Below are 13,964 nucleotides of genomic sequence, written 5' to 3' on the forward strand. Positions count from 1 at the left end.
GAGGCTTCTTTGAAGCCTTTTATTTTTTCTCTCTCTATTACTTTCCCCTTACTTCTAGCTCATTTTTTTAGTATCTTCATGCCCCTAAAAAGAGAAAATTAGTATATGTATATCATATTTGACACCGAGACCACCGGTTTACCTAGAGATTATAATGCCCCTATCAGTGATTTGGATAACTGGCCCCGGCTGGTTCAGCTTGCTTGGCAGTTACATGACGCTAGGGGAAAGCTTTTGGCGCAGGGAAATCATATCGTCAAGCCTGAAGGTTTTACCATTCCTTATAATGCAGAGAAGGTACATGGCATTTCCACGGAGCGCGCGACTCGGGAGGGTAAACCCTTACAACGTGTATTAGAAGATTTTCATCAGGATTTAGAAAAGGCCCAGTTCAGTGTCGGGCATAATATAGAATTTGATATTCATGTCGTCGGTGCTGAGTTTTTAAGACAGGGCTTGCTCATGCCCTTTGAGGCGAAAGCCTCCCTGGACACGAAAGATATTTCTACTGATTTTTGTGCCATACCAGGAGGTAAAGGGGGCCGGTTTAAGTGGCCTACTCTTACGGAACTCCATCAGAAGCTATTCGGCGAGGGCTTCGGCGATGCACACGATGCGGCCTACGATGTGGATGCCACGGCGCGCTGTTTCTTCGGCCTGATCCAGCAGGGTGTGCAGGCACCTGCAGAGGGCTTACAGCCCAAAGATGTCCAGTATGAGGCGCCAGATTTAGGGGAAGCCAACTTTGCACAAGCGAAGGACCGGCAGCAGCAAGCTGCTCAAGACGTGCTTCGTGCGGCGGGTCGAGCAGATATTACAGACTTGAGTGATGTACCCTTCAGTCATCTTCACGTGCATACCCAATATTCCATTTTACAGTCTACCAGTGAAATTCCAGCCTTAATACGCCAAGCGAAAAGTCAAGGAATGCCTGCTATCGCCATGACGGATCACGGAAATATGATGGGTGCTTTTTACTTCGTCAAGGAGGCTTTGGCTCAGGATATCAAGCCTATTTTAGGTTGCGAGTTCAACTTGGCGCGAGACCGAAAAAATAAAAGCAGCAAGGACGACGGCTACCAGACTGTTTTACTGGCTAAAAATAAAGCCGGATATCATAATTTAGCTAAGCTGGCGAGCTACGCTAACATAGAAGGCTTCTATTACGTCCCCAGAATCGATCGGGAAGTGCTCTTACAGTATAAGGGAGACCTTATCGCGACCACGGGTGGACTATGGGGAGAAGTGCCGTTTTTAATCCTAAATGTGGGCGAAACCCAGGCGGAAGAAGCCTTTTTATGGTGGAAGACCCATTTCGGGGAGGACTTTTACGTGGAGCTTAACCGGCATGGCATCCCCGAAGAGGAAAAGGTGAACGAAGTACTTTTGCGCTTCGCGCAAAAATATAATGTTCGCTACTTCGCAGCAAACAATACCTATTACAATCAAAAAGCGGATGCCAAAGCCCATGACATTTTGCTCTGTGTAAAGGATGGTGAGCTGGTAGAAAAGCCGAAAAAGTACATCGGACGTCGCGGCAGGGAATACCGCTATGGCTTCCCGAATGATGAGTTTTATCTCAAGACACCTGAGGAGATGAAAAAGCTGTTTGCCGATCTTCCAGAGGCGATCCATTGTACACAAGAAATCGTGGAAAAGGTAGAGTCCTACAAGCTAGCGCGCGAGGTGCTCTTGCCGAAATTCGCGATACCTGAAGAATTTAAACATCCTGAGGATGAATTAGATGGAGGAAAAAGGGGAGAAAATGCCTACTTGCGCCACCTCACCTATGTAGGCGCAGAAAAGCGATATGAGACGATCACGGACGAGATTCGAGAGCGCTTGGATTTCGAGTTGGCCACGATCGAGAGAACCGGGTATCCAGGATACTTTTTGATCGTACAGGACTTCACGACTGCAGCGCGCGAAATGGGTGTCTCAGTGGGACCTGGCCGGGGATCGGCAGCGGGTTCTGCTGTGGCCTACTGCATCGGAATTACGAATGTAGACCCGATCGCATACGACTTGCTCTTCGAGCGTTTCCTGAATCCAGATCGGGTTTCCTTACCCGATATCGATATTGATTTCGATGATGAAGGCAGGCAGCGGGTCATCGACTACGTTATCAATAAATATGGGTCGAATCAGGTGGCTCAAATCATCACTTACGGCACCATGGCCGCTAAATCGGCTATTCGCGATACGGCACGTGTTCTAAACCTTCCGCTTAGCGATGCAGATCGTCTCGCCAAACTCGTGCCTGATATTAAGCTAAAGGCCCTTTTCAGTTTAGCCAAAGAGCGTCCGAAGCTCATGGAGAAGTTAAAAAATAACAACGAAAACATACAGAAGGCCGATGAGCTGCTGCGCCTGGCTTCCCAAAACGATCCACTTTCGAAAACCATCAATCAAGCAGCCGTTTTGGAAGGCTCTGTTCGAAATACAGGCATACATGCTTGTGGAGTCATTATCACACCTGATGACATTACGAATTTCGTTCCGGTAGCCCTAGCCAAAGACTCTGATATGGTCTGCACGCAGTTCGATAATGCTGTCGTAGAGAATGCAGGTTTGCTAAAAATGGACTTTCTAGGCCTAAAGACGCTCACCTTAATTAAAGATGCGGTAAAAATCGTGAAAGAACGACACGGTATCGTGTTGGATCCGGATCACTTTCCCATCGACGATGAAAAGACCTACGCACTATTCCAGCGCGGAGAGACAGTCGGGATCTTCCAATACGAATCTGCCGGCATGCAGAAGTACATGCGAGAGTTAAAGCCAACGGTCTTCGCTGATTTAATTGCCATGAATGCACTGTACCGACCAGGACCACTCGAATACATTCCAAGCTTTATCGACAGAAAGCATGGAAGGGAGGCCATCAGTTACGATCTCGATGACATGAAAGAGTATCTGGAGGAAACCTACGGTATTACGGTCTATCAGGAACAGGTGATGCTGCTTTCCCAAAAGCTCGCTGACTTCACGAAAGGGGAGGCTGATGTGCTCCGTAAGGCCATGGGGAAAAAGCAAAAGGATGTCTTGGATAAGATGAAACCAAAATTTATTTCTCAGGCATCCGCTAAAGGCCATGATGCGAAAAAGCTCGAAAAGATATGGAAAGACTGGGAAGCCTTTGCGTCCTACGCATTTAATAAGTCCCACTCCACCTGTTATGCATGGATCGCCTACCAGACGGCATATTTGAAGGCACACTATCCGGCAGAATACATGGCCTCGGTGCTTTCCAATAACATGAATGACATCGCCACGGTAACCTTTTTTATGGAAGAATGTAAGCGAATGGGCATTCAGGTGCTGGGACCGGATGTAAATGAATCGAAAAATGGCTTTACAGTAAATAAAGAAGGACAGATTCGCTTTGGCCTGGCGGCAATAAAAGGCGCCGGAAATGCCGCAGTGGATCATATCATCGAAAACCGCGAGGCGAAAGGACCCTATACGAGTATTTTTGAGTTTTGTAAACGGGTAAATGGTAAAGCCTTGAACAAAAAAACCTTAGAGGCCCTAGCTCAGGCGGGTGCTTTCGACTGCTTTAAGGAGCACCATCGCCGGCAGTACCTCGAAGCACCAGAAGGGGATGTTACCCTTTTGGAAAAGGCAACCAAATACGCCCAGCGCATTCAACAGGAAGAAATGAGCGCACAGGTAAGTCTATTCGGGGGAGCAGGTACAGATATTCCGTTACCCACGCTAGTACCTATGGAGCCCTTTAGTCAGCTACAGCAGCTAAACCTTGAAAAAGAGGTAGTCGGTCTTTATATTTCAGGGCATCCATTAGACCAATTTCGGGTAGAAATCGATGCTTACACCAACACCACCTTACCTGAATTAACAGATACAGACCGTTTACTGGCAAAGTCGGAAATTAAGGTTGCCGGCCAGGTAAGTGCCTTTGCGCACCGCACCACCAAAACTGGTAAACCCTTTGGGACGCTCACCATGGAGGATTATGCGGGAAGCCATACCTTTTTTATATTCGGAGAGGACTATGTGCGCTTTAAAGAGTTCTTTATGACGGGCTGGTTCCTTTACATTTCGGGTTCTATGCATCCAAATAAATGGAAAGAAAATGAGTTCGAGTTTAAAATAAACAGTATAGGGCTTCTAAATGACCTGCGTGATCGCGTGGTAAAGGGCATACGCATCCACATAGATTTGGATGACCTAACGTATACTGTCATGGATCAGCTGGAGCGGATAGGGAAGCAGTATAAGGGGGATGCTCGCTTATACGTGACGGTGATAGATAAAAAGGAGAATATTAGACTAGAGCTTTTAGCCACACAGTATCGTGTGGAGCCTTCGAATGCTCTCATGCGGGAGTTAGCCCAATTCCCGGAACTGAGTTATACACTTGTAAGCGAATAGGACCGATAAAACATCCACCCTTGCTTTCTGCTGGGTATATGTATACACGAAATGAACTTATTCCTGTATATTTGAATTAAAACATATATTCTCCATTACATTAAGAATTACAACTGACATAGAAAATGGCAAAAGCAATTGAGATCACAGATGCTAATTTTGAAGAAATCATCGCATCTGACAAACCCGTACTAGTAGATTTTTGGGCTGAATGGTGTGGTCCATGTAAGATGATTGGCCCGGTAGTGGAAGAGCTTGCCGGTGATTACGATGGCAAAGCAGTTATCGGTAAGGTAGATGTGGACACCAACCCAAGTGTGGCGGCAAAGTTCGGAATTCGAAGCATTCCTACGCTTCTTTTCTTTAAAGGCGGAGAGATCGTAGACAAGCAGGTGGGTGCAGTTCCTAAAGGGGTGTTAGCTCAAAAATTAGATGCCCAGCTCTAAGGATATCCTTGGAACCAAAGCAAAATGGGAGCTTGTAAGCATACAGGCTCCCATTTATTTTTTTACCCAGAAATCCCGGTGAAGAAGTATGGATGTTACATTTACTCCCATTTTTCAAGATTAGAAACGCCTCCCGAAACGATAAACTTCATCACGTCCGCACTTTTAACGTGGCGTAAGATACGCACATTCTCGCGAGGAACTAAGTACAAATTGCCGCTAAAGTTATAGCTGTGTGGAAAATAAATAGCTACTAGATCCTCTTCATCGAGTACGCTAAGATCGTTTTGGGTAATAAAGCCAAGGCGGGACATACCCTCAGAAAGCTTGACGATAACGGGAGTATTAAACTTCTTCTTATCGCCGACGAAGGCAGACATAAGATCTTTTATACTGGTATACAGGATATTGACAAGGGGAATGCGATACACCCATCGTTCAAACATCTCAAAGAGCGGACGTGTCAGGAAAAGTCCAGCCAAATAACCGATAAACGTAATGCTGATCAGCATGAGTAAGATCCCAATTCCTGGAATAGGGGAAGGGATGATACTATCCAAAAAATTTAATAGCATGACGATCACATAGAAGGTCAGTGCGATCGGAACCACAAATAAGAGCCCTCTAAAGAAAAAGGTGATGAGGCGTTTATTTCCAAAAGACATGGGAAGTAAAGAGAAAAGGTGAATAAGAGAACAATCCGCTAAAGTTTACACGTATGAAAAAAGCCCCAGGTTTCCCTGAGGCTTTCGTAAAGGTACTGCATACCTGAGCCGCTTTTTAAAGGTCGATGCCCATAAAAGACATGAAAGCGATACCCATAAGACCCGTTATAAGCATGGTGATGCCTAAGCCTTTTAGGCCGTTCGGTACATTAGAATACTTTAACTTTTCGCGAATAGCCGCTAGCGCTACAATCGCTAGAAAGAAACCTACGCCAGAGCCGAAGCCATAGACACCTGCCTCGGCTAGTGTATAGTCCCGCGTGGCCATAAATAAAGATCCACCTAGGATCGCGCAGTTTACCGCGATAAGAGGAAGGAAAATCCCTAAGGCACCGTATAAGGCAGGAGCAAATTTCTCCACGATCATTTCCACTAGCTGAACCATCGCAGCAATGATAGCGATGAACATAATAAAGCGAAGGAAAGATAAGTCGATCTCAGCGAATGACTCGCCCAACCATATTAAAGCACCCTCTTTAAGGATAAACTCATTCAAAAGCCAGTTAGCTGGTGCCGTTACTGTCAATACAAAGATAACGGCAGCCCCTAAACCAAGCGCTGTACTTACTTTCTTAGAAACCGCTAGGAAAGAACACATCCCTAAGAAGTAAGCGAAAACCATGTTGTCGATAAAAATCGACTTAATTGCTAAATTAAATAAATCCATTTTTACGCTTCCTTTTAGTGTTCTACATAACCTGTTTTGGTACGCTGTACCCAGATGATAAGCCCTAGGATAATGAAAGCTCCTACAGGAGACACCATTAAACCGTTGGTAGCCAAGCTAAAATCATCTCCGAAAAGACCTGAAATTTGATCGAAAACGGGAACACCGAAAACAGATCCAGATCCCCAAAGTTCGCGGAAGAAGGCCACAGCTAAGATAATCCAAGCATAGCCTAAGGCACTTCCGAAACCATCGAGTACAGAGTCGTAGGGCTTGTTCCCTAAGGCATAGGCCTCTAAGCGCCCCATAACTATACAGTTGGTGATGATTAGACCTACGAATACGGATAACTCCTTATACATGTCATAGGCGAAAGCCTTTAACACTTCGTTTACCAGTGTCACTAGGGAAGCGATAACTGCCAGCTGAACGATGATTCGTACACGGCTAGGAATCGTGTTCCGGAGTAGTGAAATGGTTAAGTTCGCAAAGACCATTACAAAGATTACAGACAAAGCCATAACGAACGTCGGCTGAAGCTGTGTGGTAACCGCTAAAGCAGAACAAATCCCCAATACCTGTATCGTGATTGGATTATCATCTACGAGCGGATCGCTTAATAATTTTTTTCTTCTTTTTGACAGGAGTGCCTCAGCAGGCTTTTTTACTTCTGTCACTTGTGCAGTTTCTGTACTCATTCTTATCGTGATATAGAGACGTGGAACATCAATTTAATACAGCCATACCGCCAGATTCACCACTTCGGCGCTTTTGAATGTAAGCGCTATAGTGGGACATATAGGCCTTTAGCATGTTATTCACACCGACGGCAGTAATAGTAGCACCTGAAAGGCCATCTACTTTATGTGCGTCATCGCTGTAATCTCTGCCCTCACCCTTCTGCATGTTGACCGACTGTAATTCACCCGCTTCATCGAAGATGCGTTTTCCTTGGAACCGTGCCTGGACGGAGCCGTCTGTGATTCTAGCACCTAGCCCTGGCGTTTCAGAAGCATGAGCGAAAGTAACCCCTTTAATGGTAGTTAGATCTGTCTCTAGGGCGACATAACCCCAAATCGCATCCCAAAGACCCGCGCCGTACACTGGGATGATGAAAGACTCTACGTCCTCACCATTCTCTGCCAAGAACATAAAGACAGGATAAAGGCGATCTTCTGGCTTACGCTTGTAATTTCTACCGATATCTACATTTTCAGGGATGATGGCGATACCATCCTCATCTTTTTCTACCTCTTCGCCCTTGATATTGACTACTTTCGATGAAATGCGCTTGTCATAGTACGCAAACACTTCCTCACCGCTCATCTTAGATAGCTCGGATGCTTCAAGTACAGCGCCCAAAATTTGTTTTTTCGTATCCAGCTCCACCGCTTTTTTCTGAATAGGCCCTAAAACCTGCGATGTTCCGGATAATAAGAGTCCCAGTACCACCGTAAGGATAACTGAGAACGTTACGATATAGACATTAGACTGTTGCACGTTGTAACCTCCTTGTTTTATTCGCTTTAACTACATAATGATCGATTAACGGTGCAAAGACGTTCATAAACAGAACTGCAAGCATGATTCCTTCCGGATAAGCCGGGTTAGAAACACGGATGATTACTGTCAACACCCCAATCATAATTCCATAAATCCATTTTCCTATTTCAGTCTGGGCAGCAGATACTGGATCTGTAGCCATAAAGACTACACCGAAAGCTAAACCTCCCATCACCCAGTGGTACTCAGCAGGCATAGCCATGTACTCGTTCACAGCAAGTAAGTTCATAAGGGCACCCATGATATAGGCTCCAGCAAACCCCCCCACGATAATTTTCCAGCTAGCCACTCCTGTGCCTACTAATATCGCAGCACCTACGAGAGCCATCAAGGTAGACGTTTCACCGATAGAACCCGGGATCCAGCCTACAAATAGATTTCCAAACTCAAACAAGCCAGCACCAATCGCTGTATTATGTGCAGCAAGTGCACTGGTTACTGCTTCACCTTCTACACCAGCTGTGTAAGCTACTGCTAGTGCGGTAGCACCAGAAAAACCGTCCACTACTGCCTGATCGCCAAGATAGGTCCAAACAGTATCACCGGAAATTTGAGCCGGGTATGCGAAATAGAGGAAAGCACGCGCCGTCATGGCCACGTTTAGGATATTCATACCTGTTCCACCGAAAACCTCTTTCGCGATTACTACCGCAAAAATGGTCGCTAGTGCCACTTGCCATAAAGGAATAGTAGCTGGAACTACTAATGGAATCAACATACCGGTTACGAGAAATCCCTCGTTAATCGGGTGTTTACGGATTACAGCGAAAACTGCCTCTACCAGTCCCCCTGCCGCGTAAGCCACGATAACGATGGGAAGAACCAATTGTAATCCGATAAGCATTTTACCACCGAAATCTTCCCAAAGACCCGCCGTTTGGCCTGTGGCCAAGAAATGCTGGTGCCCGGTATTGTAAATACCAAATAACAAACATGGGATCATCGCGATCACCACGGTAATCATCATACGCTTTAAGTCGATCGCATCCTTAACCTGAGCACCCTTTATACCGGCCGTATGGTTCGGTGTAAAGAGGAAGGTCTCTCCTGCCTCGAAAGCATAGTAGAATTTTTCAAGCTTACCGCCCTTTTCGAACATGGGCTTCTGCTTATCTAATAATTCTCGTAGAAACTTCATATCGTTAACTGTATTGTATTAAATCTATTCCTTTTCTCAAAATCTCCTGTACCGGATGCTTCGATACGTCCACAAACTCACATAGGGCTAGATCTTCCTCCACTAATTCGTAGATGCCGAGCTCCTCCATCTCATCAAAATCCTCCGCCATGATCGCCTTCATCAGGTACACAGGAAGAATATCCATAGGCGTCACACTCTCGAAAACGCCTGTCTGCACAAATGCCCGCTCTTCACCATTGGTGTTGGTATTTAAACGATACTCTTTGCTTCCATTTAAGAATGAAAGTAAACCAAGCGCACGGTGGAAGCTTAACTTTTTCGATGTAGGCTTTAACCACCCTAAAAACTCGTACTCGTTTCCTTCAGGAAGTACCGTGAGCTGATTATGATAAAAACCTAGGTAGCCATCCTGCTGGATGCGCTCTCCTGTTAAGACATTTCCAGATACTACACGTACATTATCAAAATTCAAGTTGCCAGTAACTAATTTATCGACACAAGTTCCGGAAATCACTTTGACATAACCCGTTTGCTTAAGTTCAGAGCCCGTTAATGCGATTAGTTTCGTCGCATCATACTTGCCTGTTAAAAGCATTTTACCGATCTGCGCCACACCACTTGGTGATACCGTCCACACGATATCGCCCTTGTTAATCGGGTCGATATGATGGATTTGTACACCGACATTACCCGCAGGGTGCGGACCGGAGAACTTATTGATCTGCACATCCTCTAAGTTCGCATAGACACTCGGAATTTCTTTCGCACTATCTATACCTAAATGCACCTTACCTGTAGTGAATTTCTTTAAAGCAGCGAGACCCGCTTTGAAGTTTTCTTCTTCACCTTTAAGTACCACGCCGTAATCAGGCGCTAAGGGATGTGTGTCAAAACCCGAAATAAAGATATTTTTCGGAGTGTCAGCAGGATTCGCGACTACGCCGAATGGACGCTGTATGATGTGTGGCCACATTCCGGATCCAGCGACATGCTTTTTCAGCGCTTCCGCATCTGTAGAACGTATAGAGGATAATGTAAACGTCGGCAGCTCTTCATAAACAATCTGGCTGTCAACCAAAATCTTTATTTCGAGCAACTTACGTTTCTCCCCACGCTTAATTTCTACCACCTCACCTGAAACCGGTGCCGCATACTTTACTTCATCCATCGCCTTGTCAAAGAAGATGATGCTCCCCGCTTTCACGGTATCACCCTCTTTCACCGTAACCTTTGGCCGCTGAATCCCCTGAAAGTCAGTAGGCTTAAGGGCAAAAGTTTTGGCTGTCTGGAATTCGACTTCCTTCGCTTCTGCCTTTCCGGCCAGCTTAATGTCGAAACCCTTTTTTAGCTTAACTATTTTTGACATATTTATTTAGAATGTATGATCCCTTGAAAATCGCCTCAAATCTAATAAAATACAGTTGTTAATTGAAGCGTTTTAAGCTAATATTTAGGTTTTACCGTGCGCATCGTCACCCGTAAACACGAAATGTTTCACCTGTTTTTTTATCCTAGTATTAAATTTTGCTCTAAAGCTTGAATATGCTCGCTCACCTGCTCCATGAGCCACATGGGGGTGGAGGTAGCTCCACAAATCCCTACCTTGTCTTCAGACGAAAACCAGTTCGGTTGAATTTCTTGTTCATTCTCCACGAAATAACTCCTTTCGTTTACCGATTTACACACCTGGTATAGAGCCTTGCCGTTCGAGCTCTTTCTTCCTGCCACGAAAATGAGTACATCATTCTCTTCGGCAAAGCGCGCTAACTGTGGCTCCCTATTGGAAACCTGACGACAAATACTATCATTTGCATTAAAATCTAAGGCAGAAAACTCTCCCTTCACCGCACGAATGCGTGTCTCGATTTTTTCCTTTAATGCGTAAAAACCTTTTGTGCTTTTCGTCGTCTGACTAAACAAAGTGACTGGCCGTGTAAAATCTATCCGGTCCAGATCCTTATCCTCCATCACCACGATCGCCTTCTCAAGCGTCTGACCCGTCAGGCCTACAACTTCTGCATGCCCTTTTTTACCATAAATAACGATCTGACCCTCCTCCTGCTGCATCTTATCGAAAGCCGTCTTCACCCGATGCTGTAATTTGAGCACCACCGGACAGGAAGCATCGATCAGCTCGATGTTATTCGCAATGGCTAATTTATAAGTCTCTGGGGGCTCCCCATGTGCTCGAATGAGCACCTTACAATCTCTAAGCTCCTGTAAGTCTTCTCGCTCGATGACCACTAGTCCTTTATCCCGAAGGCGCTGGACCTCCATATCATTATGCACGATATCGCCCAGACAGTAAAGTTTGTCCGAAACTTCCATTTCGTCCTCCGCCATCTTGATGGCAAACTCCACCCCGAAACAATATCCAGAATTCTTATCTATTGTGATTTGCATATTCACTTGGTTTGATGGTTCATGGCACGCCGTGCCAAAGTCAGGATCTGCTCTACCTGCTCTTCGAAGCGCAGACTGCTCGTATCTATAACGTGCGCATCCTTCGCCTGGTAGAGTGGGCTTTCCTCACGCGAACTGTCGATCGCATCGCGAGAGGCTAAATTATCCATGATCTCAGAAAGAGAAACTTCATCCCCGGCTGCTGCCAGTTCTGTCTGCCTACGGGCAGCCCTTACTTCTAAGTTCGCTGACATGTATATCTTTAACTCAGCGTCTGGAAAGACGACCGTACCAATATCTCGGCCATCCATCACCACTCCTTTCTCGGCTCCTAGCGCCTGCTGCTGAGCCACAAGTGCCCTACGTACCGCCTTAAGTTTACTTACCTTACTAACATAATTCGATACCCGCATAGTTCGAATTTCCTGCTCCACATGTCGACCATTCAGATACGTGTCTTGTGCGGAACCATTGGCCCCCGGCCGAAACCGAATCTCCATATCCGCTAAAGCCTCTGCTACTGCATCCTCCGAAGTAAGCTCAGTGTCCCTGTCTAAAAAATGAAGCGTCGCCGCCCGATACATGGCTCCAGAGTCGATATACACATACCCCAAGGCCTTCGCCACCGCCTTTGCAGTAGAACTTTTCCCACAACCTGAAAGGCCGTCTATGGCAATAACTATCTTATTCATTAAACTCAAAAGTCTCTTTGCGCTTTTACTTCAAATGCAAATATAGTAAGTTTATCGCATAAATTATGCCTCTAAGAGCGGGACTTCCTCCTCACACACGCATTTAGAAAATTTCTTAAAAATTGACATTCAAACCTTTAAATCCATACGGCATGAACGAGTTCCGCCTAAAAGGTCAGTTAGTAGATCTGCATCACGAAAGCATCTATACCGCTGAAATCGAAGTTAAAAACGGACGCATCTGCCGCATCCAAAAACTCCAGCACGATAGTAGCCTACCCTACATCCTTCCGGGGTTTATCGATGCGCATGTCCATATCGAATCCTCCATGCTCATTCCAAGTGAGTTCGCGCGCATGGCCGTCTGCCACGGAAGCGTCGCGACCATTTCGGACCCCCACGAAATCGCGAATGTATGTGGCATGGAAGGCATCCGCTTCATGATTGAGAATGGAAAAAAAACACCCTTTAAATTCTTTTTTGGCGCCCCCTCCTGCGTACCTGCCACTCCCTTCGAGACAGCAGGAGCTACAATTTCTGTGAGCGATATCCAAAAGCTGATGGAAGACCCGGATATCTACTACCTGGCCGAAATGATGAACTGGCCAGGCACACTAGCGCGTGACCCTGAGGTGATGGCCAAGATCGCACTGGCACAGCACCATAATAAACCTGTAGATGGGCACGCTCCAGGCCTTCGAGGAGCACAAGCTGAACACTATGCCGCCGCCGGAATCAGCACGGATCATGAGTGCTTCACCTATGAAGAGGCACGCGATAAGGCTGAAATCGGCATGAAAATCGCCATTCGGGAAGGCAGCGCGGCCAAAAACTTTGATGCGCTGATCGACCTGATCGATACGCACCCCGATCAGGTTATGTTTTGCTCCGACGATAAACATCCAGACTACCTGGCCATCAGTCATATCGATGAACTGGTCCGCCGGGCTATCGCCAAAGGAAAAGCCCTCTTTCCTGTGCTGCGTGCCGCCTGTTTAAACCCCATCCTCCAGTATAAATTGCCAGTAGGCAGCCTCCGCCTGCAAGATCCAGCAGACTTTATCGTGGTAGAAGACCTGAAAAACTTCCGCCACCTGGCCACCTACATCCAAGGGGAAAAAGTAGCTGAAAAAGGCCGCACCCTACTTCCTTCCTACCCCGAAACACCAATTAATAAGTTCTCCATCGGTGCGAAAAAGGTGGAAGACTTCCACCTTCCGGCAGCAGGCACTCGGGTACGGGTGATCACTGCCCTCGATGGGCAGCTTATCACCCCCGAAAGTAGTGGTGCTATTATCGTGAAAGATGGCCTGGCACATGCCAATGTCCCTGCCGATCTTTTGAAGATAGCCGTCATCAACCGCTACGCCGAAGCACCAGTAGCCATGGCCTTTGTGAAAAACTTTGGCCTGAAAACAGGAGCCATCGCCTCCACCGTGGCCCATGACTCCCATAACATCATCGCCGTAGGTGTAGACGATTCCAGCCTTTGCGCAGCTGTGAACTTGCTCATTCAAGAAAAGGGAGGAATTTCGGCCGTGGATGGAGAAGAAAAACAAGTCCTCGGCCTGCCTGTGGCCGGCTTGATGACCAGCGCAGATGGCTACAGCGTGGCGAAGGCCTATACCCAAATCGACGCGCAAGCCAAGCGAATGGGAGCACAGCTGCAAGCCCCTTTTATGACCCTGAGCTTTATGGCTCTTTTAGTTATCCCAGATCTGAAACTCAGCGACAAAGGGCTCTTCGACGGCCAGGCCTTTACCTTCAAAGACCTCTTCTTATCCTAAAATTCAACCGAAAATAAAAGAAAAAGGAAAAGCGGGAAACCAATTTTCCTTTTTCTTTTTCACACTTTCATTCGCGAATCTTTTTACTTTTTTCAGGGACGAACAACAACCAAGAGTCAATAAGCCGAAAGACCACATTCCCCAG

Annotated in this window: 11 protein-coding genes; 3 read left to right on the top strand and 8 right to left on the bottom strand. The window is 46.4% G+C overall.

Features of this window, described 5'->3' with window-relative positions:
- Nucleotides 1-105: 105 nt before the first annotated feature.
- Nucleotides 106-4,395 (top strand): DNA polymerase III subunit alpha, encoded by a 4,290-nt coding sequence (dnaE, locus tag ACXIT9_RS04530; RefSeq protein ID WP_458055043.1) that lies wholly within the window; start codon nucleotides 106-108, stop codon nucleotides 4,393-4,395.
- 125 nt (nucleotides 4,396-4,520) lie between these two features.
- Nucleotides 4,521-4,841 carry a thioredoxin gene (gene trxA / locus ACXIT9_RS04535; protein ID WP_458055044.1) on the top strand — a complete coding sequence of 107 codons (321 nt, stop codon included), beginning with the start codon at nucleotides 4,521-4,523 and terminating at the stop codon, nucleotides 4,839-4,841.
- 101 nt (nucleotides 4,842-4,942) lie between these two features.
- On the opposite strand, the gene ACXIT9_RS04540 is transcribed toward trxA, so the two are convergent.
- The 8 genes from ACXIT9_RS04540 to cmk form a co-directional block, all read right to left on the bottom strand.
- Complete coding sequence (locus tag ACXIT9_RS04540) at nucleotides 4,943-5,506, bottom strand: DUF502 domain-containing protein (protein ID WP_458055045.1); 564 nt, start codon at nucleotides 5,504-5,506, stop codon at nucleotides 4,943-4,945.
- 115 nt (nucleotides 5,507-5,621) lie between these two features.
- Nucleotides 5,622-6,233, bottom strand: a complete 612-nt coding sequence (gene nqrE / locus ACXIT9_RS04545) for an NADH:ubiquinone reductase (Na(+)-transporting) subunit E (RefSeq protein WP_458055046.1) — start codon at nucleotides 6,231-6,233, stop codon at nucleotides 5,622-5,624.
- Between the two features lie 14 nt (nucleotides 6,234-6,247).
- Nucleotides 6,248-6,931: an NADH:ubiquinone reductase (Na(+)-transporting) subunit D gene (locus ACXIT9_RS04550; RefSeq protein ID WP_040669706.1), complete on the bottom strand. Its 684-nt coding sequence runs from the start codon at nucleotides 6,929-6,931 to the stop codon at nucleotides 6,248-6,250.
- Between the two features lie 28 nt (nucleotides 6,932-6,959).
- Nucleotides 6,960-7,733, bottom strand: coding sequence for an NADH:ubiquinone reductase (Na(+)-transporting) subunit C (gene nqrC, locus ACXIT9_RS04555; protein WP_458055047.1), 774 nt, complete (start codon nucleotides 7,731-7,733; stop codon nucleotides 6,960-6,962).
- Nucleotides 7,720-8,934: an NADH:ubiquinone reductase (Na(+)-transporting) subunit B gene (locus ACXIT9_RS04560; protein WP_458055048.1), complete on the bottom strand. Its 1,215-nt coding sequence runs from the start codon at nucleotides 8,932-8,934 to the stop codon at nucleotides 7,720-7,722. The genes nqrC and ACXIT9_RS04560 overlap by 14 nt, the downstream gene beginning before the upstream one ends.
- Nucleotides 8,935-8,938: 4 nt before the next feature.
- Entirely contained in the window at nucleotides 8,939-10,303 is a 1,365-nt protein-coding gene (locus tag ACXIT9_RS04565; protein WP_458055049.1) for a Na(+)-translocating NADH-quinone reductase subunit A, read from the bottom strand.
- Nucleotides 10,304-10,443: 140 nt separating this feature from the next.
- Entirely contained in the window at nucleotides 10,444-11,340 is an 897-nt protein-coding gene (locus ACXIT9_RS04570; RefSeq protein ID WP_458055050.1) for a 4-hydroxy-3-methylbut-2-enyl diphosphate reductase, read from the bottom strand.
- Between the two features lie 2 nt (nucleotides 11,341-11,342).
- Nucleotides 11,343-12,032 (bottom strand): (d)CMP kinase, encoded by a 690-nt coding sequence (gene cmk / locus ACXIT9_RS04575; protein ID WP_458055051.1) that lies wholly within the window; start codon nucleotides 12,030-12,032, stop codon nucleotides 11,343-11,345.
- A 152-nt stretch (nucleotides 12,033-12,184) separates the two neighbouring features.
- On the opposite strand from cmk, the gene ade reads away from it, so the two are divergent.
- The gene (gene ade / locus ACXIT9_RS04580) at nucleotides 12,185-13,819 is read left to right on the top strand and encodes an adenine deaminase (RefSeq protein WP_458055052.1); all 1,635 of its coding nucleotides are present in this window, start codon (nucleotides 12,185-12,187) and stop codon (nucleotides 13,817-13,819) included.
- The last annotated feature ends 145 nt before the right edge of the window (nucleotides 13,820-13,964 follow it).

This window comes from Nitritalea sp., assembly GCF_054166705.1.

Excerpts from the sequence above, each read along its gene's own strand:
- dnaE (WP_458055043.1), top strand. The coding sequence starts at position 106 with ATGTATATCATATTTGACACCGAGACCACCGGTTTACCTAGAGATTAT.
- trxA (WP_458055044.1), top strand. The coding sequence starts at position 4,521 with ATGGCAAAAGCAATTGAGATCACAGATGCTAATTTTGAAGAAATCATC.
- ACXIT9_RS04540 (WP_458055045.1), bottom strand. The coding sequence starts at position 5,506 with ATGTCTTTTGGAAATAAACGCCTCATCACCTTTTTCTTTAGAGGGCTC.
- nqrE (WP_458055046.1), bottom strand. The coding sequence starts at position 6,233 with ATGGATTTATTTAATTTAGCAATTAAGTCGATTTTTATCGACAACATG.
- ACXIT9_RS04550 (WP_040669706.1), bottom strand. The coding sequence starts at position 6,931 with ATGAGTACAGAAACTGCACAAGTGACAGAAGTAAAAAAGCCTGCTGAG.
- ACXIT9_RS04560 (WP_458055048.1), bottom strand. The coding sequence starts at position 8,934 with ATGAAGTTTCTACGAGAATTATTAGATAAGCAGAAGCCCATGTTCGAA.
- ACXIT9_RS04565 (WP_458055049.1), bottom strand. The coding sequence starts at position 10,303 with ATGTCAAAAATAGTTAAGCTAAAAAAGGGTTTCGACATTAAGCTGGCC.
- ACXIT9_RS04570 (WP_458055050.1), bottom strand. The coding sequence starts at position 11,340 with ATGCAAATCACAATAGATAAGAATTCTGGATATTGTTTCGGGGTGGAG.
- cmk (WP_458055051.1), bottom strand. The coding sequence starts at position 12,032 with ATGAATAAGATAGTTATTGCCATAGACGGCCTTTCAGGTTGTGGGAAA.
- ade (WP_458055052.1), top strand. The coding sequence starts at position 12,185 with ATGAACGAGTTCCGCCTAAAAGGTCAGTTAGTAGATCTGCATCACGAA.